The organism is Acidianus infernus (genome assembly GCF_009729545.1).
Taxonomy (GTDB): domain Archaea; phylum Thermoproteota; class Thermoprotei_A; order Sulfolobales; family Sulfolobaceae; genus Acidianus; species Acidianus infernus.
On sequence record NZ_WFIY01000004.1, the window covers coordinates 973,155 to 997,911 of the forward strand.

Sequence of the window (24,757 nt, forward strand, 5' to 3'; positions counted from 1 at the left end):
TATTAAATCTTATCTTATGGAAGTAATAATTCATGATTACAGTTTTTATTTATGAGAGATCGGGGATAGATTTAAAATCTACAATAGCATAAATGATCACAAGGGGTATCTAGCCCTAGACAGCCCCGCAGAGGGTAAGGATGAAGAGGGTTTCCTGCCGTGTTGATATATTTTCTTCAAATTGTTTTAACATCAGTAATGCTTATCCACGTTTCTATCTTGGATTTAAAATATAGAGAAGTGGATTTCAAAATTTGGTTAATTTATCTTCCTTTAGTTGTATTCTTTATTTTTTACGTGCATAAGATTGACCTATTCCTTTATTCCTATTCTCTAGGAGTTTCTGTTTTTGTCCTCTATATGTTTTATAAACTTTCCCTCATGGGAGGAGCAGATTTAATGGCTATTTTAATTATAGGCTTGTCAAATCCATCAGTTTATCCATTGTTTTTCCCAACTTTTTCAGAGTTAGGAATGGAGCCTCTAGTTGTTATTCTCTATTCTTCAATCTCCGTCTTTCTAGTTAGTTTATATAATTTAGCAAAATATTTCAAATACACGAAGGGAATGCCGTTTAGCAAGAGAATAATCCTAGCTTTAAGCGCCAAAAGAATGAAAGTTAAAGATTTCCTTAACTCTAGCTTTCTTTTCCCTCTAACTCAAGTTGATGATGACGGTAATGTAACTCTTAGGAGTACTTTCTCAATAGAAGAGGACGATAAGGAGTGGAAGCAGAAGTTCAGGAAACTAGTTGAGGAAAGGAGGATTAGCGAAGATTCGTATATTTGGGTTGCGTGGGGTGTCCCAGTTCTTCCTTTCATGCTTATAGGCTATTTATTAAGTCTCGTCATAGGTTTTCCATTTACATGAGAACTAATAAACCTCGAAAATAATTTTTACTTGGGTTGTATGTATCTAGAATAAAAATTATAGCAGAGAGTTCTAACGAACTTGCTAAGAGGGTTAGGAACAGCTTAGATGAGTTAGGATATTTTATAGTAGATAGCAAAGAAGAAGTACAAGTTTATTTTTATCCGATAGAGGAAATTATTTATAGAGTAAAGAAGTTCTCTACTAAAACTCCAGTAATAATAGGTGTAACTGACGACGGGAGTTACGTTATTCCTTTGTTCAAAGAAAAATGCGGCGGTTCCTTTATAGCAGGAATTATTGCTGACCTTTTGGGCTCTCAGTTAGTTTTAACCTCAAGAACTTCCCAACAAGGCGTCTATAGTATTCAAGAGTTTGCGTGGGTCAATGGTTTAGAAATAATAAATAGAGAAAAAATTGATGAATTGGAGAAAAAACTGCTAAATTCAGGAAAGCTTAAGGTTTATTCTAATAATATAGATATTCATACTGTTGAAGGATACGAATTGACAAGGAAGGAAGAAGATGCTGACATTATAATTAAAACAGATACTGAGGAAGAAGATAAGGAAATTGACGATAAAAGGATAATAATGAAGCCCTTATCTTTGGTGATAGCTTTATCGTATTCTAAGGATACTCCTAAAGAAGCTATCTACTATTCAATAATTTCCACATTGAAATCCATAAACATTCTTAGGAGTACTGTAAACTTCATAATTACCTCAGAATCTAAAAATGGGGATAAGAAAATTCAAGACATTGCAAAGTCCTTTAATTCTACGGTTATTTACGTTAAGGAGAAGCAACCATGCGAGCCTTCCCTAGATTTTGTTAATGCTAGAGTAATATTAAAGAAAACTAAGAGAGCTTACGGAGTACTAACATGCTTAGGAGTAAAATAAAATTAAATGGATGGAAGGGAAAAAGAAGAGAAGAGAATATGAAAATTTATAATCCAGTACTTGACGACTACGTAGAAATTAAGAGGCCTTTAAAAAAGATAGTAAGTCTCGATCCTGCTACTACTGAAACATTGTTTTTCTTAGGTTTAGGGGATAAAATTATAGCCACTGACGCTTTTAGTTACAGACCAGAAGAGGCAAGGAAATTGCCTAAAATAGGCAGTTATACTCACGTAAACTTGGACTTTTTAGAGGAGAACAGGCCAGATTTAATATTCTCTACTATGGGTGCCCAGAAGGATTTAACTAAAAAATTGATCAACTTGGGTTTTACAGTTTATCCTATGCAAGTAGCAACTAGCGTAAGTAAGATCATAGATAATGTAATTATTATAGCCGAAGTGGTGGACAGAAAAAATGAAGGAAGAGAATTAGTAAATATGCTAAGGAAAAAAATTGCAGAAAACTATAATCCTGGAAATATAAAAGTTTACGTAGAATTCGATTTGGGGGGGCCAATAACTATTGGTTTTCCTAGTCACGTCAGTGATGCGATTTCTATAGTAGGAGGAAAAAATATTTTCGACGATAAGGACGAGGCGTATTTTACTCCCGAAGATAAAGAAATCTTGAACAGAAATCCTGACTTATTCATTTATGAACCAAAAAGGCTTACAGCATATGAGAAGGAAAGATTTCTAAAAAAGATGGAAGAAAGAGGTTTACAACAATTTAGAGCTAGGCTAGTATTTACTAAAGGCGATTATTTAGCTCATATGGGCCCTAGTTTTATCTTAGATTCGATACCTTGGTTAAGGTCACTTTTTACGTCTCCTAATAGATAGTAGCTCGTAAATGAAAGAAATGAACGCCAAAGCTATTCCACCCACGGCTATTATTTCCATTATTGTAGTTATTATTCCAAGGCCATTGTAAAAGCTGGTGATAAAACCTGCATTGAAAATTCCGTAAGTATATGTAATATTTTGAGGGGTACTTTCGTCATTTATAATTTCCATTTCATAGCAACCTGGCGATAAGATTAAACTAACCATACTTTGCTTATTGCAAATCACATGTGAAAAGTAAGTACCATTAAGTATTGATATATTTGCATTACCAGATTTTATAAACGCTATAATGGAATTATTCGCTTTAGTAATGTTAAATGTTAAAACTATCTTACCTGCATTTCCGGGAATAGTAACTGTTGAATAATGTTTAACATACTGATTGTTAACTATTGAATAATTTGGGAAATATAATGGTAAGAGTAGTAATCCAGCTAATCCTATTAGAAAAATTATAACGCCTATAAGGATTACCTTAAAATTCATAGCGTGTTATTCTATAATCAAGCTTTTATAATTATTCTAAACATTAAGCATATGGCTGATCAAGAAATTAGTTGAGGTATTGGACACAACATTAAGGGATGGAGCGCAAACTACTTCCGTATCTTTCACGTTAAATGATAAAATAAGGATAGCTTTAGCTTTAGATGACCTAGGAGTGCATTATATTGAAGGAGGATGGCCTGGGTCAAACCCTAAAGATGAGGAATTCTTCAAGGAAATAAGTAAATATTCGCTAAAGGCTAAAGTTGCAGCTTTCGGTAGTACTAAGAAAAAAGGAGTAAGAGCCGATGAGGATAAGAACCTAAATGCAATAATAGACTCCGGAGTAAAGGTTGCAGTACTTTTCGGCAAATCTTGGACTCTTCACGTTACTCACGTTTTAAAGGTAAGTAAAGAAGAGAACCTAGAGTTAGTATATGATAGCATAAGGTACTTAAGAGACCATGGATTGGAAGTGATTTTTGATGCAGAGCATTTCTACCAAGGTTATAAAGAAGACGAAGAATATGCCCTTGAAGTAATAAAAACTGCCGAAGAAGCTGGGGCTTCTGTAATAGCTCTTGCAGATACTAACGGAGGTACATTACCTCATGAAATTTACGAAATTACGTCGAGGGTAGTAAAAGAGCTGAAGATAAAAGTAGGACTTCACATGCATAACGACTCTGGCTGTGCCGTTGCAAATACTTTAATGGGAGTTCTTGCAGGGGCTAGGCATGTACAAGGTACAATAAACGGCTTAGGGGAGAGGACAGGTAATGCCGATTTAGTCCAAGTAATTCCAAATCTGCAACTTAAAATGGGCTTTAAAGTAATTCCAGATTTAACGAAATTAAAAGAAGTATCTAGACTGGTTTACGAACTTTCTGGACTGCATCCTAATCCGTATCAACCCTTCGTTGGAGATAATGCGTTCTCTCATAAGGCAGGAGTTCACGCTGACGCAGTAATGAAAGTTCCTAGAGCTTACGAGCATATTGATCCAACGTTAGTAGGTAACCAAAGAAGGATAGTGATATCTGAATTAGCAGGCTCTTCCAACTTACTAAACTATCTAGAAAAAATAGGAATAAAAGTAGATAAAAAAGACGAGAGACTAAGAAAAGCATTACAAAAAATTAAGGAAATGGAAAATAAGGGTTACAGCTTCGATTTAGCTCCTGCCTCTGCAGTACTTCAGATTTTGAAAGAACTCGGAATTTATACGAAGTTCATTGACTTACAATATTGGAAAGTTATAAACGAAAGCGGGAACTTATCACTTGCTGTAGTTAAAGTGAATTCTCAATTACAAGCGTCAGAAGGTGTAGGGCCCGTTCACGCTTTGGATATGGCAGTAAGAAATGCTTTACAAAAGGTTTATCCAGAGCTTTCACGCGTTAAGCTAATAGATTATAGAGTAGTATTACCCGGGGAAATAAAGAACACTGAAAGCTTAGTTAGAGTAACTATAGAATTTACTGACGGTAAAGATAATTGGAGGACTGAAGGAGTTTCAACTAGCGTAATAGAGGCTTCAGTTATAGCTTTAATAGACGGTCTAGATTACTATCTCCAAGTTAGCAAGAAGTTAAAAACCGAAATCCTCAATTAATAGTGTGAACTGGGATCCTGGAGCCGCTTCGGCAAATAAAGGAAAGTTTTACACTTTAATGAGGTTTCTTAGGATAGAACAAACTCTATTTAGCTTACCAATGGCTTATCTAGGGGCTTTTGTAGCAATAAGAGGAATACCACCGATACAAACCATCTTACTCATCTTCTCAGCCCTCTTTTTCTTAAGGATTGCTGGAATGACTAATGATAATTTAGCTGATAGAGAAATTGACGCTAAAAACCCTAGGACTAGGACTAGGCCTTTAGTTACTGGAGCGATAAAGGTATGGGAAGCTAAAGCTCTGATAATAATAGGATTAGCGGGATTTTTCATTTCAGCATACTTCGTTAATATTTGGGCTTTTGTTCTTTCTCCTATAGTAGCATTAATAGTAATGACTTATCCTTACATGAAAAGATACACCGCATTTGCTAATTATCATCTTGCTTCAATACAAGGCTTAGCGGTATTTAGCGGTGCAGTAGCCAGCGCTGGACTTTATTATCATTCATTATATTGTGTTCTAAAAGCTGTACCTTGGCCATTTGTAATCGCTACAATATTCTGGGCTTTAGGCTTTGATTTATATAACCACATTCCTGATGCAGAATTTGATAAGCAAATGGGTTTGCATAGCTTCGCTGTTTTACTGGGCGGTTTTGCATTAAAATTTGCGGGCTTAAATCAGCTCGCTTCAGTTATTTTAGACTTTTTAGCCGACTTTATGTATAATTTAGGCCCAATAGCTTATGCATCAACTATTGCTCACGGACTAATAATGGCTTATGCATACTTCTTAGCTAATAGAGGAAACTTTGGTTCTGCGTTCTATTATAATATTTACTCTTCAATAGTCCTCGGTTTAGGGATAGACATAGACGTTCTTTTAGGCATACCTAAATTTTTTTAGATTAACTATATAGATTATTCTTGGGTCGGGTAGGGTGGGGAGTCCCGCCACCTCCTGTTCCCGCATGGCGTAAAGCGGGCACCAGTAACTCCTATTCCACGACACGTGGCAGTCTACGGGCCGAGCCGAACAATGAAGGCCGCCCAGTAGGGCTGGCGGCTATGGTCTCCTCCTCTGGAGGGAGGAGGGGAACCATACTTGCCGGGGGAATCTGCTAGATCCGGAAGGGGGCAGCAGTACCCGGACGTCAGCGCTTACTGGTCACCGGCCAGAGGTAGGCTCGGGGTAAACCCTAGACTGTCGGCGGTCGTGGAATAGGGGGTCCGACCCATGAAGAGTTGGAGGGCTACTGAAAAATGATGTTTTTGCTAGAAACTGACTTTTAGAATCAGCAGCGCAAGGATTCTTCACCGTTCATAAAAGCGCGGCGTCATCACTGAATATAGTATAGCCAGTTAAGGCTTAAATCCTTTAGTATCTGAGTTAAAAAGTCCAAGCCCATCATATATTACGACCTTATTCTCCAACATCTTTTCCACAATTTTCTCTTTTAATTCATCTTTGGAAAAAACTATTATATCTGCCGAAAACCCCTTCTTCAACTTGTACAGCTCGTACGCTTCATTTATCTTATCTTCAACTTTCTCTAGAAAGATAATGAAATCGTAATCGCTGGAGGGCCAATAATCTCCCCTAGCCCTACTGCCGAATAATACTATTGTAACTTTGCCTGCATATTTCTCTTTTACCTTCTCCACGAAATTTTCAACTATTTTCTCCACAAGATATTAAAGCTCTCAAAGGAAAAAGAGCGTTGTGGTAGAAAAGTTTTGGTTTCACAAGAGTGACGAATTTCATTGCCAAAGAAATGGTTGAAAGAGGATATTATTGGTTTTCGTGCTTTGCTTCACAACAAAGTGTAGAGTTTATGCTAAAAGGGATAGAAATGAAATACACTGGCTCTCACACTTTTACTCACGACCTTAGTGAACTATTGCAAAAAGTTGAGAAAATTCTAGGAGTAAAGGCTACAGAAGAAGTTTATCAAGCTTGCGATTTTTTAACTCCGCACTACACTATGTCAAGATCTTCAATAGCGACAAGCTACGATAAGAGGAAAGCTTTAGAGTGCATAAAGATGAGTGAAATTGTAAGGAATTGGGTTAAATCTCAAATGAAACCTTAATATTCACTTTTTAGAAAATATCATATGGCTCAAGCAGAATTCGTATTTGAGGAGACTGTAAGAATTTATGATACCGATACTCAAGGAATAGCTCATTATGCTTCTTATTACCGGTTTTTCACTAATGCTATAGAAAAATACATGCAAGAAAAAGTTGGGATAAAATATCCTATAGTAAACGACGACCTTTGGTTCGTGATTGTTGAATCTCACGCTGTCTATAAGAGGCCTCTAAGGTTGGGAGATAAGATTTCGGTAGTTCTTTCACCAAAGGCTATCTCTAAGAAGATTATACGCTTTGATATGAATATCTTCAAGGACGGAGAAAAGACTACAGAAGGTTACGTAGTTCAAGCCTCAATAAATCCTAAGACGTGGAAGGCTATAGAGTTGCCAGACGAATTAATTGCAAGAATAACTACGATTTAGAGAATTTAACGTATTGAATATATTTCCTATAAAAATTTCCGTAATAGAGTGAAATTTCTCCAACTTTCTTGTTATCTTTCTTGACGTCGTAGGTAAGCTTATTTAAGCCCTTATCGTAAGAGAGAGTAGGTCCTTCAACCTTATATCCTTCTGCAGAAGCCTTAGCAATAATTTCGTCTAGCTCAGAAAAGAATTCTTCTCTTGTGCAGTCAATTTCCTTTCCTTGTTGGAGGAGTTCTGAAATTGAGGAATTATTTAGTATTTCCTTTAACATAAGAGTAAATAGCTCAGAAAATTAAAAAAGGAATTATTTTCTACTCCATATCGTTTTCCCATTCCTTCTTATTTCAAGTACTCTGTGAATTGGTATTACAGTTTCTCCATCAGTTAAATAAATATAATAATTGTCAACTCTTTCAATCTTATCAAAAGGAATTTCAGCATTAACGAGAAACCTATCAGAGATCACTAGAGTAAACTCTGAAACCTTGTCCTTATATTTCCATAATACCATGTTTATTACATCTTTAATTCTAGTCAATGAAACATAAGTTACAAGAATAGCAAATAAATGTTGTCTAAAGTTACGCATATGCTAGATGGCTATTTCTTAGTTAAGATTAAAAATTAATAAAAATGTGTATATAATAAAAACGGGTAACTAATGGTAGTTTTGGAATAATTATTAAAGATTCTCCTCATAATTAATTCTTAATGTATGTTAGACTATAAGACGGATCCTAAATCTTACATTTATGTAAAAGTGATGGAAGGGCTTATGGAGAGTAAGCTCGCTTTAGAGATGTTGAGAAAAGGAATGATTACTAATGCTTCCTCAAAAGCTTTCATAGCAGTTAAAGCAATAATCAGTGCTTTAGTAGTAAAAAATTTTGATAATATCTTAAAATCTAAATCTGAGAAGGAAAAGGATTGGTACGAGAGAGTAGGCTATTCTGCTCCCACAACCGGTCTTATTCATACGATCTAGAAAAGCTAGGCTATGACGTTCAGTTAATAGTTAAAACTGCATTACTTCTTCACTCATTTTCCTATAACGGTTTTGATATTCAGTAGAAATTCTGCTAGATAATAAAAGATTTGCCTTCAAGATAAGATGTGATTAGTGAATATATGTTACCTAAGAAAATTAAAAAGGAACGTTTACAGAGATGGGGATTAAGGGGGCGGAAAGCCTAGGGAATGGATATCCCAAGAAAGTTTTAATTTTTTCAAACATTCTACTGATAAACGACAAACTCGCCCTTTAGAGCGGGGAGGAGGCCATTTAGTCACGATGAAGACCTGACTCTAAGCTTCTCGTTTTGCGTATTATTTCTATAATTAGTGGAATGGGTAGAATGACGTTTTCGTATCCAAAAAAGTAATGGGGGTTCTATATATTATTCTACCATTTCAATTTCATAAGCAATCACGAATGTTTTAACGTGTAGAATAAACATATTTTTGCAATATAATGAGCAAAAATTCAAAAACATACATCATAAATAGATTTGAAAGATGATAAGGTAGAATGCAAAATAGAATTTTGTTTATATCTAGAGAAATATAATGGGTATAGGGCTTCAATACTCATAACGTATTTATAGCTAACTTTGACCCATTAGAAAAATTTTCCCGAGGATAGAGGAGTTGGAAAAGAAAGTGAAATAGATAGAATTTTTTATCAATAAACTGGGGAGTTTAATCAATTTTCCGGTTGCGTTCCAACAAAAAAGGAGTAAAATTAATAACGGTTAAAGATAATTAGAGGGAAAGGTTAGATCACACGGCAGTCATTCTGTCTTAGGCTGGCTCATCATCTCCCTTTCCCGTTTTCTAGTTTTGCAAAATAGGCTTAAAAGCTTTTCCATTTTTATTTTTCCTCTTTTAATATCTCTTCAGGAATAATAATGGTAATAGTGATAGTCGTAATAGTAATGATGAAGTGCCGCAAACAGCATAAGTACTCCCAACAGTATTGCCAAACCATTAACTGCGGGATTGTCATAAGAGAAGTGAGCTAAGGCAATCCTCCTCCACCTTCCATTAATCTTGTGGTAAATTCCTCTCTCAGTGAAGATGTCTAGGAGCATGTGAGAAGGGCCTACTATAATCCCGTCTAGGATTGTTATTAAGATCAGTTCAGTAGATGATAGGAAATACAGAGCGACGATGATTGGCACAGTAGTTAATAACCCCCAACCAATGCTTCTTGGTAGAGTATGAGTCCTAGGAGTCCTAGATATGTATTTTCCTTTTATTTCATGCCCTAAGTAATCAATGACGTTGTTTGCAGTTACGGAAATAATCCCTGAGATTATTATGACTTCAAGGGAGTTACTCAAGAGAAGGGAGTCAAGTAATGATAACAAGCCTAAAGAAAACACGTAATGAGTTCTTAATTTCATCACAATAATTATTCTTATTAATATTTGAACTTTGCCAAGCAACATTTATAAGTAATAAAACTATATAGCATACCGTGACCTACTGGCTAATACCGATTCAAGAGGACATGTGGGATACTATTCGTTACGAAGGAGTTTACGGTTATAAACAAGACTTAAGCCAATATATAGCCAAGGGAGATTATTTAATAATCTACGTAAGTAAATATTACGCTAAAGTTTACGGAGGAAAAATAGTAGGCATAGTAAAAGTTTTGACAGAATGGTACCGCGATGAGACCCCAATTTTCCCAGAAGAGAAAGTGAGGAATAGAGCACTCTTTCCTTATAGAGTTAGGGTAGAGCCAGTAATAATTGGAGTCTGTGATTTCAAGTCAATACTTGATAAGATAGTTTTCATAGAAGATAAGGCACAGCTAGCCAAGTATCTTAGGAATGCTCCAGCAAATCTAAAGAGACCTATACCAGAACAGGATGCAAAACTAATTGAAGAATGCCTTAATGGTCATATTTACTAAGTGTAGAGTCCTAATAAATGTAATTATCATTTTTTGTTTTTATTAACTTTCTATTCATTCTCTAATATACATAATCTATATAGCACTATATAGTCTCTCGTATGTATATAGGTAATATATATAACCTAGTTATCCTATATTAGCTTGAGGCTTAATGAACCGATCGCCTTTCAGCGGCATTGACAGCTTGAAGCTAACTTTCAATCACATAAAAATTTGGTATACCTCAGGAATGGGATTTTTTACAGATGCATATGATTTATTTATTATAGGCGCAATAATAGATATTTTTAAAGCGTATAACTTACCTGGCTTTCAATTAAATTCTTTTTATGAGGGAATCTTAGCTTCTTCCGCAATAATAACTGCCGTTTTAGGTCAAATAATATTTGGAATTCTAGGAGATAAAATAGGCAGGAAAAAAGTTTACGGAGTAGAGGCAAGCTTACTATCAGCAGGAGCTTTTCTTAGTGCCTTTTCTCCTAATCTACTATGGTTAATAATATTTAGAATGATTATGGGTGTTGGAATTGGCGGGGATTATCCCATCTCGGCAACAATAATGAGCGAATACGCTAACGTTAAAGATAGAGGGAAACTTATCTCATTAGTCTTTGCTAACCAAGGAATAGGAACATTAGTTGCAGTGGCAGTGGGAGCGATCTCTACCTATACTTTGCCTCCTGACATTGCATGGAGAGTTATGGCAGGAGTTGGTGCAATTCCTGCAGCAACTGTAATATACTTGAGAAGGAAAGTTCCTGAAACTCCTAGGTATGCCGCATTAGTAAAAGGAGATTTGAAAGAAGCTGAAAAGAGTGCTTCGTTTTTGGGTGCAAAGTTGAATTTAAGTAAAATAGAAGTTAAAAAGATGTCCTTCTCGGAGTTTCTAGATAAATATTGGAAATTATTAATAGGAACTGCAGGAACTTGGCTAATACTCGATATGGCATACTATGGAACAGGAATTTATTCCGGTCCTATAGTTTCATCAATTCTAGGTCAGCCTTCAAGTGTAGGTCAAGAAATAGTATTTGCAGGTATTCCTTTCATGGTAGGTTTCTTTGGATACTTTACTGCAGTAGCTTTAATGGACAAGTTAGGTAGGAAAGTTATACAAACTCAAGGATTTGTAATGATGGCAATAATTTACCTCATAGTTTCAGCCGTAATGATAGTTACTTACACATCGAAAGGCCCTAAGGTTAGTGGGTTCTTAATACCAGCTGAGGCAGCGTTCATGCTATATGCATTGAGCTTCTTCTTCATTGATTTTGGGCCAAATACGACAACTTTCGTTATCCCTGCCGAGGTTTATCCTACATCTTATAGGACTACTGGCCACGGTATTTCTGCAGCAGCAGGTAAGATTGGTGCAGCAATAACCACTTACTTATTCCCAACTTTGCTAACAATAATGGGTCTTAAGGAACTTTTGATCATGCTATCATTACTAAGTATACTTGGTGCAGTAATAACTATTGTATTCGTAAAAGAGCCTAAAATGAAGAGCTTAGAAGAACTTACCGGAGAATTAAAAGGAGAAAAAGAAGAAGAAGAAAAGGCTTAATTTTTGCGTTCTATTTCTTATTTAAGGTGAAATTTTGCAATATCAAATTGTAGGAGATGATATCCAATACGTTAAGGTTTTCTTAAATCCTGGAGAGAAAATTTATGCTGACGCAGGGCATATAATGTCCAAGAGCTCTTCTGTTACTATTCAAGCAAAAATGAGAGGAGGAATTCTTTCTGCAATAAAAAGGGAATTAACGGGGGCAACATTTTTCGTAACTGAGCTTATAGGTCCGGGAGAGGTAAATATTGCAGGCGTTTTTCCAGGAAAAATAGTACCAATACAACTTAATGGTAAAGGAATTCTTGTAGAATCTCATTCATTTTTATTCGCAGAAGATTCTGTAAACTATGACGCTAGGCTTGCCCCTTTAGCTCCAGCAATTTTAGGAGGAGAAGGGCTATTTCTTGCTACATTTAACGGTGTAGGCCTAGTTTTTCTGCATGCTTATGGCGGATTGTATGAAATCAATTTAATGCCTGGGCAAAGCATAGATATAGAGGCTTCTCATTTACTTGCGTTAGAAGAAGGAATGCAATTCACGGTTACTAGAGTTGGAGGATTTAAAACAATGTTATTTGGGGGAGAAGGTTTATATTTCGTTAGAGTTGTAGGGCCAGGAAAGGTTTGGATTCACTCTATTACTGCACAGCAGATGGCTTCAGCGTTAATGCCCTTCCTCCCTGGAGGTCAGAAAGGAGGTCTACCGTTCTAAATAGATCTATATAGCTAATAGTAGGATATATTTATTTTTCCGCTTTAGTATATAGTCACATGCCTTATGCAATATCCGTAGATTTTGGCGAAACGCTTGTAGGTTTTAGGCCAAGGTCTTATGAATATATGATAGGAATACTTAAGGATTACGGGTACGAAATAGATGAAAGAACTTTCTTTAGAGCTTTAGTTAAAGTCTTAGGGAAGAGTAACTTTGCCAATGAAGAAGGATTAAATCCCCTTAACCTCCACGAGTTATTTTATGAACTAGGTATTCATCCTTGTAGGAAAATAATAGAGGAAATTGCTAACAAGGATAAGTACCAAGATTATTTCCTTTATGAGGACGCTATCGACTTTCTTAAGGAAGTTAAAAAGAAGTACAAAGTTGTTATAGTTTCAAATTCTACTAAGAGAATACATAAAATTGTAAAAGAATTTGAACTGGATAAGTACGTAGACAAAGTAATAGCTTCTTGCGATATTGGCGTAGTTAAGCCAAATCCTAAGATATTTGCTTATGCTAAAAGATATGTAGGAGATATTCTTCTACATGTAGGGGATATTTACGAACTTGACGTAATAGGAGCTAAGAGAGCGTTTATTAACGGTATACTTTTGGATAGGTTTAACTTTTATCCTGAGATAAAAATTAAGGCTAAGACTCTCTACGACATATTAAGGTACATGGAAATTAAAGGTCTAATTTAAACGCCATAAAGCTTTGCCGCATTGTCCTCTGCGATCATTTTTATTATCATCGAGGAATCCTTCTCGTCAATAATTTCCTCATTTTCCATCTCTTCTACAATTGAGGTTATATATTTTCTAAATAATTTTGCGGAAATCCAAGCTATTTCTGGAATTTCAAAAGCGTCAGAGCCATACATTACTTTATTTGCTGGAGCTATTTGTAATACCTCTCTTAAAACATCTCTTCCTGCAGTAGTGGCAAATGGAAAGATTTGAGATACGTCTAAATATACTGAAGGAAATAGGTAACTCATCCATGCACTTTCTCTATGAAATGGAAATCCTGCGTGAACTAAAACTAGCTTTCCTTCATATTTTCTAACCAAATCTGTTAAGTAAGAAGGTCTTGAAAGTTCAAGCTTAATGTCCCTATCCCCTGCTCCAGTATGAACTTGAAACGGAACATCTAATTCTTTCGCAATCTCCATGGTTTTACAAAATAAGTAATCTCTGAAACCTTTTGCTTTCCTTCCGAACCATTCCCTTTCTTCATCTAAAAAGTCGTTTCTTGCAAGGTTCTCGTCACAGATTATCTTTAACCCTGTCCTATAAGCAATTATTGACTTAAAACCAGCGTAGTTCTCTTCCTTTATTTTGCTCCTCAAAGTCTCTTCAAAAACTTCTATAGCCTTATCAAAGGGTAATGAGAAGAGATTTTCGTTTATTATGGTCTCTATCCTAAAAAGTAGTCTATACTTCACGGGTATTTCTTGTTCTTTTTTACCGAAACCTTCGTCAATAACAAATGCTCTTATTTTAGCATCTTCCATTAAAAATTTTATATAATTAACAGGATCGTCTTTTATTCTTCTATTCCTCTCATCTATAAAATTCTCTCCAAGTAATTTTTTCATATAGTTTCTTAGCATTAGGTAAAAAGGTCTCCAAGAGTTCATTGAAACTATTCTATCGGATAAGGAAGGTAGTTCTTCTTCCCTCCAAGACTCTGAAGAAGCCATCATGAACTCTTTTTCGTCCATAACCTTTGCTGAGAACCAATGAGAGTGAGAATCTACTATTTCAAAGTTTTCTATAGACTTCATATTCCCAGTCCGTTACATAACTCTCATATTCTTCTACTTCTGCAGTCTTTACTTTTATGAATTCGTCGACAATCTTATTTCCTATTTTCTCCTTCAATATTGAATCCTTATTTAGCTCGTTTAGTGCTTCTCTCAAGTTTCTAGGTAAATCTTCTATGTCTTTCCTATAATACGCATTCTCATTAACCGGAGAAGGAGGCTTTAATCCCCTTTCTATTCCGTCCATTCCTGCTTGTATTAATGCTGTTAATAGTAAATAAGGATTAGTAGAAGGATCTGGAACTCTATATTCAATTCTCCTGTCAATTGAAGACATACCAGGATAAGGTGTTGGAATTCTTAACATGGACGATTTATTATTGTAGCCATAGGCGATCTTCGTTGGAGCCCAAGACCCTGGAACTAACCTTTTATAAGAATTTATTGTTGGTGCGGCAATTGCAGTTAAGGCTTTGGCATGTTCAATAATACCTGCTATAAAATTGTAAGCTATTTCACTTAAGCCAAGTTTATCTTTCTCATCAAAAAATAGGTTAGAATTCCCCTTCCAAATACTTAGATTTAAGTGAAGCCCAGAACCGGCAAGTTTATTGAAAGGCTTAGGCATAAAGTTTGCCTCTATTCCGTGTCTTATAGCTACTTGCCTAGCTATTTCCTTAAAAATTACAACTTCGTCTGCACTTCTTAAAGAATCCTTATGAAGTACGTCAAATTCATATTGACCCGGACCGTATTCTTTAATTATCCTCAGTATATCTATTCCATTATCGTCAACTAATTTCGCAATTTCTGAAATTACAGGATTATTGTAAAAAGCTGAGGGATCAAAACACCTTGCATCGTCATAAGGTTTTTTATCTTTTACCAAGTAAAATTCAATCTCAAAAGAGGATCTAAATTCGTATCCGTACTCTTCTTTAATTTTATCAAGCGTAGACTTTAGAGTTGACCTTACGTCGTATTCCCAAGGTTTTCCGTTAGAATAAAGATTACAGATCACCATTGCAGAAGGTGGGAAAATTGATAATGTTGAGAGATCCGGAACTAAGAATACGTCTTCGTCCTCTGGTCCGAAGGAACCGTAAGGAGATAAAGTATCCATCGGAGTAAAGCTAAACATTGCCTTAGTTAGCCCTATTCCTGTCTTAACCATTTCGTCTACGTGATCTACGTAAGCACCTTTTGCCCTTATATAACCGTCTAATCCGACCCAAGTAAATCTTAATATATCTATTCCTTTCTCTTTTAATTCCTGTCCTACTTGCATAAAATAATTTATTTCTACAAGGTAATATGCTTTAATTCATAGATATCCTAAAAGTTTGTTGTTACATATTATTTAGAATGAATTTATTATATCATTTTCATTAAACCTCTCCACATGAATATAACAGAAATTGCTGAAAAACTTTTGAAAGATAGCGAGAGTATAGAGAATGATGTAATAGCGATTAGAAGAATATTACATGAGAACCCTGAATTACCGTTTCAGGAAACTAATACGTCAAGGCTTATAGAGGAAAAGCTAAGGTCTTTAGGAATACAGACAAGGAGGCTTTCTACTACAGTAATAGGTTTAATTGACAGTGGAAAACCTGGAAAAACTGTAGCATTAAGGGTACAGATAAGTGCGTTGCCTATAACTGAAAAGACTAATTTACAATTCTCTTCGAAAATTCCCGGCATTATGCACGCTTGTGGTCACGACGCTAACGTAGCAATGCTTTTAGGAGCTGCGCAACTGCTAGTAAAGAATAAGGATTTATTATCTGGGAAAGTTAAACTTATTTTCCAAGCAGGCGAAGAGGAAGATTTAGGAGCTAAAGAGGTTATTTCTAATAATGAATTAGACGATGTAGATTACGTATTCGGCTTACACGTATCGCCTTTTATTCCTTCGGGATTTTTTGCTACTAGAAAAGGAGCTTTAATGCCCTCATCTTCAAATTTTAAAATAAGAGTTAAGGGATTAGGAGGTCACGTATCTTCTCCGCACTCAACTTTAGACCCAATTTTTATTTCTGCACAAATAGTTAACCTTCTTCACGGATTAACTTCCAGAATTGTTAACCCATTGGATGGATTTACTCTTTCAATTACTTCTATACATTCCGGGACTAAAAGCAATATTATACCAGATGAGGCAGTAATGGAAGGTACAGTAAGAGGTTTTGACGTTTTTACTATCGAGAAAGTTAAATCAAAAATAAAAAGCTTAGTAGACTCTCTCTGCAAAAGCTTTAATGCAGATTGCGAAGTTACCTTTAGTGACAATTGTCCTCCCCTTATAAATTATCCAGAGATAACTTCTAGGGCTATGGATATCCTTAGCAACTTAAGAAGACCGATAGTAGAAATTGAACCGGTTATGCTGGCTGACGATTTTTCACGTTATCTTCAATTAAAGCCTGGTTGTTATATCTTCATAGGTACTAGAAATCTGGAAAAAGGATGTATATATCCTACGCATAGTCCTATGTTTAAACTAGATGAGGATATTCTAAAATATGGATCTGCGGCTCTAGCTTTGTTGGCAATTTCATTCTCTAAGGAAGAAAGTACATTTAAATAAAGGTAAAGGTATATATTAAAAATAATAATTGCAATGGCTAAAGTTAAACCTTTTATATCCACTGGTATTTTAAGGCTATTTAACAGAAAGAAATTACCAGTAATTGCAGGGCATAAGTTGCTTTACTCGTGTAATCTAAAATGTAAAATGTGTCCATTTTGGAGAAGAAAAGATGAGAAATTATTAACATTGGAAGAAGAGAGAATGATGTTAAGAAAACTATCGGAACTCGGAGTAATTTTTATGGGCTTTGAAGGAGGAGAACCACTTCTAAGGAAGGATTTGCCTGAAATTCTAAAAGAATCTCATGAAAGGTTTCATACTTCATTAGTTACTAATGGTTTACTACTAAAAGCAAGGTTTAACGAAATAAAGAAATACTTGGACTACCTTTTCGTATCTCTTGATGGAATTGGAGAAACTCATGACGAAATAAGAGGCGTTAAAGGCTCTTTCAATAAGACTTTAGAAGGTATAAAAATTGCAAAAGAGGAAGTATCCTTAGCAATTTCTACGACTTTAACTAGAGAAAATCTTGATGAGGCAGAAAAAATTGTTAATTTAGCTGAGGAATTAGATGTTTTAGTTAATTTCCAAGTAGCGTATGATTATTCTACAGCAGACAAAATGAGTCCAGAAAAAGAGAAATTAAGGAAAGTCCTAGAGAGGCTTCTTTATTTGAAGAAAGAAGGTAAACCAATAATGAATACGAAAGAGTATTTTGAAGCTATACTCAATTCGTGGTATAAAGGTGTTCCTTGGACTTGTAAACCTTGGCTTACAATTAATATAGATCCTCAAGGCAGGATAGTTTTACCCTGCTATGTCCTTAACGAGTACACTGGTAGTAAAAGAATTTGGGAAATAGATATTAAATCCCTTTGGGAAAGCTATGACTGGAAAAAATACGAAAGTTGTAATAAATGTGCGCTATCTTGCTATTTAGAACCCTCAATATTTACATGGAGTAACTTCTCGATAGTAAAGGAAAGAATAATAGATGGAATGATATCTATCATTTCAACTTCATTAGGATTTTGATCTTTTTGATAAAGATAATGAATAATATATAAAATTAATTAAATATTGAATTTTATAATTTTTTCTTTTGAATATTAAATTATAAATAGGAATTATTTTTATTCATGATAACCATATAGATAGTCATTGAAATTCCATTTATATTTTGAATTTAAACAAGCTCTTCTTACATTTTGTCCTAGTTGTTGTTTTAAGATTAACTAGTTACACATAACAATTACATCTTTAGTATAAATTTTAATTTTATTGATAAAAAAGATGAGATTACTTATTTTATAATCACGTTCTTAAGTATAATATAGCCTTCTTTTTGTCAATTCTGCTATCTCGTGAAAGCTTATTGGGTAACTTTCACTTCCTTAGCCTTTTCCGTGAAATTGTTTTCTTTCAGCGTATACTTTTCTGGATTTGATAATAGATCTTCTATTTCCTTCTCGTGGTTATTTCTGACTTCCTCCTAGAAGGGTTCCCTCCCAAGGGAGTTCATCGATTCGGGTGGCTCAGAGCATTGGAAGAGTGAGGAGCTTTCAAAATGCTGAGGAGAAGCGTCATTAGCGTCACTAAAAGTTTTTAAACTTTCTTGCGTTACCTATCCCCTTTCCTCCCCCTTAACCCCCGTTTCTGTAACCCCGAAAATTCCAGTCTCTGAATATATACTTTCCATGTCGCTCATTGACGCCATGTTTTAATTACCACATAAGATAGAGGTATTTTTCTGAAACCTGGACTAGTACTTTCGTAACATACATATTTTAGGAACGAGTTGAAAATATGTCAGTTTCTATCTAAAAATTAACATTATACATTAACAAATCTATATAGATTTTAGAGTAAATATATGCAAATATAGTCCTATCGATTTTATGTCGAGAATGTTTAAAAAATGGCATAACTACATAGACATATGAAGTTAAGCGACGTATTCAAACCGTTGGACGATAAAAAATTTGACATGTTCCACATAAAGAGCTTATTAACTACAGGAATGGGAGTTTTTACTGATGGCTACGATTTATCCTCAATAGGGATTGTAATAGGCGCAGTATTAGCGAGTTTCGGACTACACAGTAAGACACCAGAATATAATTATTGGGAAGGATTGGTTTCGTCTTCAGCATTAATAGGAGCAGCTATAGGAGCAATAATATTCGGAATTTTAGCCAATAAAGGAAGAAAAACATTTTATGGAATAGATGTTGCATTATTAAGCATAGGAGCAATTTTACAAGCTTTCGTCTCTTCCCCTCTTGAACTAGTTTTAGTTAGGGGATTATTAGGTCTTGGAGTCGGTGCAGATTACGTATTATCTCCAATGATAATGGCTGAACACGCTAATGCTAAGGACAGAGGTAAGATTATAGCCTTAGGTTTTGGTTTAATGTGGGGCTTCGGTGCTACCGTTGCCGCAGGAATTTACCTTGTATTAACTAGCCTTGGATATTCATTAGATATTGTGTGGAGAGTAGTGCTAGCTGCAGGAGCAATTCCAGCAGCGTCAGTAATTTACTTAAGGAGGAAAATACCAGAGACCTCTAGGTACTTGGCGAGAATAAAAGGAGATATGAAAGCCTTTGAGAACGTGGTTAAGCAAGTTGCAGGAAAAGAGGTTAGAGTTGCTGAAAATTTAAAGGATGAAAATTCATTTTCTGAATACTTTGAAAAGCAATGGAAGGTTTTCATAGCAGCTGCTTCACTATGGTTCTTGTTTGACCTCTCGGCATACACTGGAATATTATTTGGCCCAACAACAATAGCCAAAAGCGTTGGGATAAACAATCCTGCAGTTTTCCAATTTGTAATGGAGTTCTTCTTCACTGTACCGGGAGGATTATTAGCCTTAGCTACAATTGACAGAGTAGGAAGAAGGCCAATGCAAATAATCGGCTTTGTTGGAATGGCTGGTTCGTTAATGTCATTCTCGTTCTTTAGACCTTTATTGCCTGCTTTTCTAGCATTAACAGTTTATGGAATGTATAATTTCTTCATGCAGGCAGGGCCGGGTTCAATTAGTGCAGCAGGAATGCTTGGAGTTGAATTAGCTCCTACTAAGGTTAGAGGCACTGTACAATCAATTACTGTTGCAGCAGGAAGAACAGGCGCAACAATTGCTGGACTGATTGTTCCAACAATCATATTGCCTTCAGTAGGAGTAGATGGATTAACATTAATACTTAGCTTGTTAACTTTCCTTGCGGCAGCAATAACATACTTCTTCATACCAGAAACTAAAGGAAAACCTTTAGAAGAATCGTCAATGGAGAATCAATACGTTAAGGTATAAATTTTTTAAATACAAAATCTCCTTCTTCATATGGATTTCTACTTATCAAATATCTCTAAAGTCGATAAGGAGGAAGTTCCAATAAAAGGTGCTAAAGGAGCTAAAATACAATGGTTAATAACAAAAAATGAAGGTGCACATTACGCAGTAAGGAAATTCTCTTTAGAAAAGATGGGAGTAATACCAATGCATGTACACAAGTACCAAGAGACTGTTATAATAACTAAGGGAAAATGTAAAGTTTGCGTTGCAGATAAGGAATTTGAGCTGAAGGAGGGAGATTACATTTTTATCGATAGCCAAGTTAAGCATGCAATTATTGCTGAAGACGAATTAGAGTTTTTCTGTGTAATAGATTACGTTGACGATATGAGTATAAAGACCTTAAATGAGGATTGTCCATAGGCTCTTTGAGATAATGCTTAAATTCCTTGCTTGACATTAAGTAATAATGATAACTTTAATAATTGTGAGGCATGGAGAAGCTGAGCCTCAGATAGATGGAAAAGACGATAAAGATAGAAAATTAATTAAGAAAGGCTTAAAGCAAATGAGAAGAGTAGCCAATTTCTTGGATGAGCTTGATTATACTTTTGATAGAGTTTTAAGTAGCCCTTACATTAGGGCTTATCAGTCAGCTGAAGCTATACTTGACGAATTAGGAGTCAATGATAAAAAAATTGAAACTTTTAACGAGCTTTCACCGGAAAAAGAGCCTTCTGCTTTCATTGAGAAACTTAAGGAAATGGATAATACAACATTACTAGTCGTTGGACATGAGCCTTATTTATCTTCATTAATTAGAACAATAACTGGAGGTAATGTAGAACTTAAGAAAGGAGGAGTTGCAATCGTTGATTATAATCCAGTTGAAGGCAAAGGAGTTTTAAAAATGCTTTTAACTCAAAAGGTGTTAAAGCTGATTTGAATGCTTTCTGCGGTAATAGATGCAGGATACAACTCATTCAGACTTTCAATTTATGATGTTTTTCAGAATAATACTTTCAGACTTTTAGGTTCATTGAAGTATTTTGTAAGGATTGGCGAAGGTATTAAGGAAGGAAGTAAAATTTCTGATGATAAGATTAAGACTGCAGAAAAAGCTTTTATCGCATTTAAAAACCTTATAAATACTAAAGGTGTAAAGAACGTTAAAGCTGTAGGGACGAGTGCTTTCAGATATGCATTAAATGGGGAGGAAGTTTCTGACAAGTTATCTGAAATACTTGGTGAAGATTTAAGGATAATCTCTGGAGAAGAAGAAGGAAGATTTTCAGCAACAGGAGTTATTAATACTTTACCAATTACAGAGGACGCAATAATCTTTGAAATAGGCGGTGGGTCATTAGAAATAGCCAAGATACAAGCTGGAAATATTACTAAAGTATATCAATTACCTATAGGAGCGCTAAAATTGGCTACTTACTCAGAAAAGGAAATAAGAAAGATAGTTTCAGATGAAATTTCAACAATTTCTATAACTCCTTCAAAACTTGTTATTGGCTCTGGAGGAAATATGAGAGCTTTAGCTAAATTAGATGAAAAAATCTCAGGTTTTCCTTCTGACTCTATTCATGGATATGTAGTACCTTCTTCGCAAATTAGCAAGTACGCCAAAGTACTCTTTTCATTAGATATAGAAGAAAGATCTGCATTGCCCGGGATTAGTAAGGAGAGGGCTTATACTATTCATTCTGGTGCTGTGATTATTGACGAGCTTTTACAACATTTTAATGCTGACAAAGTAATGGTTTCTGCCTTTGGAATGAGAGAGGGAGTATTGACAGATGGAGTAAAACTTGATAGATACAAATGGTTAGAAGCAATAGCCTTTTATCATTATCTCGATCCTCCGTGGGATGTATTTTACGATTCAGAAAAAAAGGTAAAAGGAGAAATGGGATTTTACGTCGGTTCTGCAGCGTTCATTTCTTCAGTGTTTAAAATGTCGGAATATCTTAATCCTTATGATGCCTGCTATAGAATGACTAGGACAGCTATCATTCCAGGTTTTACTCAGAAGGAAATATTAACTATAGGATTAATTTGTAAAGCTGCAAAAGGTAAAATTAAGAAGAAGAATATTAAATCAGTGGGTTTAGATTTTAAAAAGAAAGAGTTATATGAATATGGTAAAATAGTTAAAGAAATAGTAGAAACTTATCCTTTAGGCGTTAGGTGGAGTGGTTGAAGGGTATATTAATAGCCTTTGAGGGTATAGACGGCTCAGGTAAATCAAGTCAAGCTAGTTTATTAAAGGATTGGATAGAAATGAAAAGAGACGCATATTTAACTGAATGGAACTCCTCAGAGTGGATTCACGACATTATAAAAGAGGCTAAGAAAAAAGGTTTGTTAACTCCTATTACCTTCAGCTTAATTCATGCAACAGATTTTACTGATAGGTATGAGAGGTTTATATTACCTATGTTAAAGACAGGGTTCGTAGTAATAAGTGACAGATATATTTACACAGCCTATGCTAGAGATAGCGTTAGAGGAGTAGATATTGAATGGGTTAAGAAACTTTATTCCTTTGCAGTTAAACCAGACGTTACTTTTTATATAAGAGTTTCAGCAGAAGTTGCTTTAGAAAGGATAAAGAAGGCTAGGAGGAATATAAAACCCCAAGAGGCGGGTTATGACGTTTTTCCTAATTTGCCTCCAGAAGAGGGATTCTTAAAATATCAAACAATGATACTTAACGCCTATGATAAAATAGCTAAGGAGGAAAATTTTGTCGTAATAGACGGTAACAAAACTCCTAGGGAAATTCAAATGGAAATTAGGAAAGTATTAGGTGAAATTCTTGATAATAGCCTTTGAAGGAATAGAAGGCTCAGGAAGGACAGCTCATTTAGAGTCAGTTAAGAGATATCTAGAGAAGGAAGGTTACGGAGTAGTCACTTTCGGAATACAAATGTCAAAGCTAATAGGAGAAAGAATAGCTCAAGTTAAAAAGGAAATAGTCTTCGAGAGGAGAACACTATTCTTGGCTTACGTTACAGACTTGGCAGATCAAATAGAGAACGTGGTTAAGCCAGCAATAGACTCAGGATTCATTGCATTAGCAGACGGTTACGTTCTAACCTTGATGGCTTACGGACTTGCTAGAGGATTAGAAAAAGAGTGGATGAGTGAAGTGCTAAGCATATTTCCTAAACCTTCGCTTTCCTTCTCTCTGGTTTCAACTCCGGAAGAAATAATGAAGAGAATAATAAAGAAAAGGGGTTATTTAGATCCTTTAAGTGCAGGAATTGATATTTGCGTAAAAGAGGATGTTTTCAGCGCTTATAATGAATATATAGAGAGGTTCCAAAAATACCTTGTAGAATTATCTATCACATCCAAAGTAATAAATACTGCAAGGGATTTTAATGAAGTAAATAAGGAGATAGTGAGTGAAATTGAAAAACTTGAGGCCTGAAGACTACGCCAATAAAAACTTAAGAGAGGCCTTATCAATATCTGGAATTTCAAAAGAAGATATTCACGATAGGAGGGTTAAACTAAGGAAATATTTTGACGTGTTGTATTCGCTATATCCAGTTTATGAAAATCCAGATTGCCTACTGAAGGCAAAGGATCTAATTCATAAGTTAGGAGTAATAAGGGATATGGACGTAATATGCTATCAACCTAATAGGGATAAACTAGCAGAGAGAGTTTCAAAGAAAATTCACGTAATGAATTACTGTTTCCTGCCCAAAGTTTACGGTAGTAGACTTCTAGTTTTTAATAGAATTCTCTCACTTCAGAAGAAAATAGAGAAAACGGAAGATTTCCATGAGTTAAGAAAAATAGTTAGAACTGCTAGAAACCTTGTAGAATCTTTAGGATATAAAAATAAAGAACTATCTAATTTAGCCAAGGAAATGGGAGATTTAAGGGATGAAATTCTTAAAATGGAGTGCGAAGGTAGAAAGGTTAACATTGACGTTGAGAATTATAAGAAGAGAGCTAACAATATTATTGTGTCATTTATCATTTACCAGGATGAGTTTCATCATTTCTCACTACAGCAATAGCTCTAATAGGTGATCCGTCAACTCCTTTAATAGGTAAAGGTAATGAGATAAAGTCCACTACCTTCCCTTTTATCTTTTCAAGATTTGAAGAGAGATTTTCTACTATAAGAACGTCGTTAGATAATAATATTCTATGAACCTTGGAATTTCCTATGCTTGGGGAGTCTATTCCGACAAGCTTGTAACCTTTCCTTACAAGTAGCTTAGCAAACTCTTCGTCAATTGTTGCGTAATTATCCATTGTCCATCCATTTTTCCAGAGTTTACTAGTCCCAGTGTATATGAGTAAAATATCAACGTTGGAAGGGAGTTCTATGGAGTGAATATTTTTACCTTCAGCATCAAGGACGTAAGCCTTTCCGGAGAACCTTGTTAAATCTATTTCATCAAGTTTTTTCCCATTACTTATGAAATGAAAAGGAACATCAACGTGAGTTCCAGTATGAGTTGAAAGAAGCAAGGAATGTATAACATAATCTTCTTTTTCAATCTTCTCTATTTTAGGCTGAGGATCTCCTGGGAAATATGGCATCCCGTTTTCTATTGGCACGGATAAATCGATTATCAT

At 35.2% G+C, this 24,757-nt stretch carries 28 protein-coding genes, 1 other RNA gene and 1 pseudogene; 22 read left to right on the top strand and 8 right to left on the bottom strand.

From position 1 onward, the window contains the following. The first annotated feature begins 198 nt into the window (after positions 1-198). The 3 genes from D1867_RS05955 to D1867_RS05965 are packed head-to-tail and all read left to right on the top strand — an operon-like array spanning position 199 to position 2,620. Positions 199-870, top strand: a complete 672-nt coding sequence (locus tag D1867_RS05955; RefSeq protein ID WP_155864401.1) for an A24 family peptidase C-terminal domain-containing protein — start codon at positions 199-201, stop codon at positions 868-870. Positions 871-905: 35 nt separating this feature from the next. Beyond that, the gene (locus D1867_RS05960; protein ID WP_155863194.1) at positions 906-1,775 is read left to right on the top strand and encodes a cobalamin biosynthesis protein CbiG; all 870 of its coding nucleotides are present in this window, start codon (positions 906-908) and stop codon (positions 1,773-1,775) included. Next, positions 1,757-2,620 carry an ABC transporter substrate-binding protein gene (locus D1867_RS05965; protein WP_240872175.1) on the top strand — a complete coding sequence of 288 codons (864 nt, stop codon included), beginning with the start codon at positions 1,757-1,759 and terminating at the stop codon, positions 2,618-2,620. The genes D1867_RS05960 and D1867_RS05965 overlap by 19 nt, the downstream gene beginning before the upstream one ends. Here D1867_RS05965 and D1867_RS05970 read toward each other — a convergent pair. Further along, complete coding sequence (locus tag D1867_RS05970; RefSeq protein WP_155863195.1) at positions 2,594-3,112, bottom strand: hypothetical protein; 519 nt, start codon at positions 3,110-3,112, stop codon at positions 2,594-2,596. The genes D1867_RS05965 and D1867_RS05970 overlap by 27 nt on opposite strands. Before the next feature lie 55 nt (positions 3,113-3,167). On the opposite strand from D1867_RS05970, the gene cimA reads away from it, so the two are divergent. The 3 genes from cimA to ffs all read left to right on the top strand — a co-directional run bounded on the left by cimA (position 3,168) and on the right by ffs (position 5,970). Continuing rightward, complete coding sequence (gene cimA / locus D1867_RS05975) at positions 3,168-4,727, top strand: citramalate synthase (RefSeq protein WP_155863196.1); 1,560 nt, start codon at positions 3,168-3,170, stop codon at positions 4,725-4,727. A 4-nt stretch (positions 4,728-4,731) separates the two neighbouring features. After that, positions 4,732-5,640 (top strand): 4-hydroxybenzoate octaprenyltransferase, encoded by a 909-nt coding sequence (locus D1867_RS05980; RefSeq protein WP_338077979.1) that lies wholly within the window; start codon positions 4,732-4,734, stop codon positions 5,638-5,640. Between the two features lie 22 nt (positions 5,641-5,662). After that, positions 5,663-5,970: signal recognition particle sRNA (gene ffs / locus D1867_RS05985), an RNA gene on the top strand. 125 nt (positions 5,971-6,095) lie between these two features. Here the strand turns inward: ffs and D1867_RS05990 are convergent. Further along, a complete protein-coding gene (locus tag D1867_RS05990) occupies positions 6,096-6,422 on the bottom strand; it encodes a nucleotidyltransferase domain-containing protein (protein ID WP_338077980.1) in 327 nt (108 codons plus the stop codon). Positions 6,423-6,484: 62 nt separating this feature from the next. Here D1867_RS05990 and D1867_RS05995 point away from each other — a divergent pair, with 62 nt between their 5' ends. Both D1867_RS05995 and D1867_RS06000 read left to right on the top strand, forming a co-directional pair. Further along, positions 6,485-6,826: a HEPN domain-containing protein gene (locus tag D1867_RS05995; protein ID WP_338077981.1), complete on the top strand. Its 342-nt coding sequence runs from the start codon at positions 6,485-6,487 to the stop codon at positions 6,824-6,826. A gap of 24 nt (positions 6,827-6,850) precedes the next feature. Next, positions 6,851-7,255 carry an acyl-CoA thioesterase gene (locus tag D1867_RS06000; protein WP_155863197.1) on the top strand — a complete coding sequence of 135 codons (405 nt, stop codon included), beginning with the start codon at positions 6,851-6,853 and terminating at the stop codon, positions 7,253-7,255. Here D1867_RS06000 and D1867_RS06005 read toward each other — a convergent pair. Together D1867_RS06005 and D1867_RS06010 are read right to left on the bottom strand one after the other, a co-directional pair. Continuing rightward, complete coding sequence (locus tag D1867_RS06005; protein ID WP_155863198.1) at positions 7,245-7,529, bottom strand: hypothetical protein; 285 nt, start codon at positions 7,527-7,529, stop codon at positions 7,245-7,247. The genes D1867_RS06000 and D1867_RS06005 overlap by 11 nt on opposite strands. Before the next feature lie 33 nt (positions 7,530-7,562). After that, a complete protein-coding gene (locus D1867_RS06010) occupies positions 7,563-7,796 on the bottom strand; it encodes a DUF504 domain-containing protein (protein WP_240872177.1) in 234 nt (77 codons plus the stop codon). Between the two features lie 177 nt (positions 7,797-7,973). Between D1867_RS06010 and D1867_RS06015 the strand changes: the two are divergent. Next, positions 7,974-8,320 (top strand): annotated as a pseudogene (locus D1867_RS06015) (PaREP1 family protein); the annotation flags it as partial. Positions 8,321-9,153: 833 nt separating this feature from the next. On the opposite strand, the gene D1867_RS06020 reads toward D1867_RS06015, so the two are convergent. Next, positions 9,154-9,663 carry a DUF1286 domain-containing protein gene (locus D1867_RS06020; RefSeq protein WP_155863199.1) on the bottom strand — a complete coding sequence of 170 codons (510 nt, stop codon included), beginning with the start codon at positions 9,661-9,663 and terminating at the stop codon, positions 9,154-9,156. Between the two features lie 74 nt (positions 9,664-9,737). On the opposite strand from D1867_RS06020, the gene D1867_RS06025 reads away from it, so the two are divergent. The 4 genes from D1867_RS06025 (at position 9,738) to D1867_RS06040 (ending at position 13,182) form a co-directional block, all read left to right on the top strand. Beyond that, a complete protein-coding gene (locus D1867_RS06025) occupies positions 9,738-10,181 on the top strand; it encodes an EVE domain-containing protein (RefSeq protein WP_338077982.1) in 444 nt (147 codons plus the stop codon). A 154-nt stretch (positions 10,182-10,335) separates the two neighbouring features. Next, complete coding sequence (locus D1867_RS06030; protein ID WP_155863200.1) at positions 10,336-11,751, top strand: MFS transporter; 1,416 nt, start codon at positions 10,336-10,338, stop codon at positions 11,749-11,751. 31 nt (positions 11,752-11,782) lie between these two features. Further along, entirely contained in the window at positions 11,783-12,469 is a 687-nt protein-coding gene (locus tag D1867_RS06035; protein WP_338078107.1) for a TIGR00266 family protein, read from the top strand. A 59-nt stretch (positions 12,470-12,528) separates the two neighbouring features. Next, a complete protein-coding gene (locus D1867_RS06040) occupies positions 12,529-13,182 on the top strand; it encodes an HAD family hydrolase (protein WP_155863202.1) in 654 nt (217 codons plus the stop codon). Here the strand turns inward: D1867_RS06040 and D1867_RS06045 are convergent. Continuing rightward, positions 13,179-14,267 carry an amidohydrolase family protein gene (locus D1867_RS06045; RefSeq protein ID WP_338077983.1) on the bottom strand — a complete coding sequence of 363 codons (1,089 nt, stop codon included), beginning with the start codon at positions 14,265-14,267 and terminating at the stop codon, positions 13,179-13,181. The two genes, D1867_RS06040 and D1867_RS06045, sit on opposite strands and share 4 nt — an antisense overlap. After that, the gene (locus D1867_RS06050; protein ID WP_155863203.1) at positions 14,245-15,534 is read right to left on the bottom strand and encodes a glutamine synthetase family protein; all 1,290 of its coding nucleotides are present in this window, start codon (positions 15,532-15,534) and stop codon (positions 14,245-14,247) included. The genes D1867_RS06045 and D1867_RS06050 overlap by 23 nt, the downstream gene beginning before the upstream one ends. Before the next feature lie 114 nt (positions 15,535-15,648). On the opposite strand from D1867_RS06050, the gene cpsA reads away from it, so the two are divergent. From cpsA to D1867_RS06095, 9 genes are all read left to right on the top strand, one after another. Further along, the gene (cpsA, locus tag D1867_RS06055) at positions 15,649-16,839 is read left to right on the top strand and encodes a carboxypeptidase CpsA (RefSeq protein ID WP_155863204.1); all 1,191 of its coding nucleotides are present in this window, start codon (positions 15,649-15,651) and stop codon (positions 16,837-16,839) included. Positions 16,840-16,872: 33 nt separating this feature from the next. Continuing rightward, entirely contained in the window at positions 16,873-17,880 is a 1,008-nt protein-coding gene (locus D1867_RS06060) for a PTO1314 family radical SAM protein (RefSeq protein ID WP_155863205.1), read from the top strand. A gap of 904 nt (positions 17,881-18,784) precedes the next feature. Continuing rightward, complete coding sequence (locus tag D1867_RS06065; protein ID WP_155863206.1) at positions 18,785-20,161, top strand: MFS transporter; 1,377 nt, start codon at positions 18,785-18,787, stop codon at positions 20,159-20,161. A 30-nt stretch (positions 20,162-20,191) separates the two neighbouring features. Then, the gene (locus D1867_RS06070; RefSeq protein ID WP_155863207.1) at positions 20,192-20,566 is read left to right on the top strand and encodes a cupin domain-containing protein; all 375 of its coding nucleotides are present in this window, start codon (positions 20,192-20,194) and stop codon (positions 20,564-20,566) included. A gap of 46 nt (positions 20,567-20,612) precedes the next feature. Continuing rightward, positions 20,613-21,089 carry a phosphohistidine phosphatase SixA gene (sixA, locus tag D1867_RS06075; protein ID WP_155863208.1) on the top strand — a complete coding sequence of 159 codons (477 nt, stop codon included), beginning with the start codon at positions 20,613-20,615 and terminating at the stop codon, positions 21,087-21,089. Next, positions 21,090-22,352 (top strand): Ppx/GppA phosphatase family protein, encoded by a 1,263-nt coding sequence (locus D1867_RS06080; protein ID WP_155863209.1) that lies wholly within the window; start codon positions 21,090-21,092, stop codon positions 22,350-22,352. Then, complete coding sequence (gene tmk, locus D1867_RS06085; RefSeq protein ID WP_155863210.1) at positions 22,349-22,987, top strand: dTMP kinase; 639 nt, start codon at positions 22,349-22,351, stop codon at positions 22,985-22,987. The genes D1867_RS06080 and tmk overlap by 4 nt, the downstream gene beginning before the upstream one ends. Beyond that, complete coding sequence (locus D1867_RS06090) at positions 22,971-23,588, top strand: dTMP kinase (protein WP_155863211.1); 618 nt, start codon at positions 22,971-22,973, stop codon at positions 23,586-23,588. Before tmk ends, D1867_RS06090 begins: the two co-directional genes overlap by 17 nt. After that, a complete protein-coding gene (locus D1867_RS06095; RefSeq protein ID WP_338077984.1) occupies positions 23,563-24,189 on the top strand; it encodes a CHAD domain-containing protein in 627 nt (208 codons plus the stop codon). The genes D1867_RS06090 and D1867_RS06095 overlap by 26 nt, the downstream gene beginning before the upstream one ends. Here D1867_RS06095 and D1867_RS06100 read toward each other — a convergent pair. Further along, on the bottom strand, positions 24,146-24,757 hold the full coding sequence (locus tag D1867_RS06100; protein ID WP_162309153.1) for a cyclase family protein: 612 nt from the start codon (positions 24,755-24,757) through the stop codon (positions 24,146-24,148). The genes D1867_RS06095 and D1867_RS06100 overlap by 44 nt on opposite strands.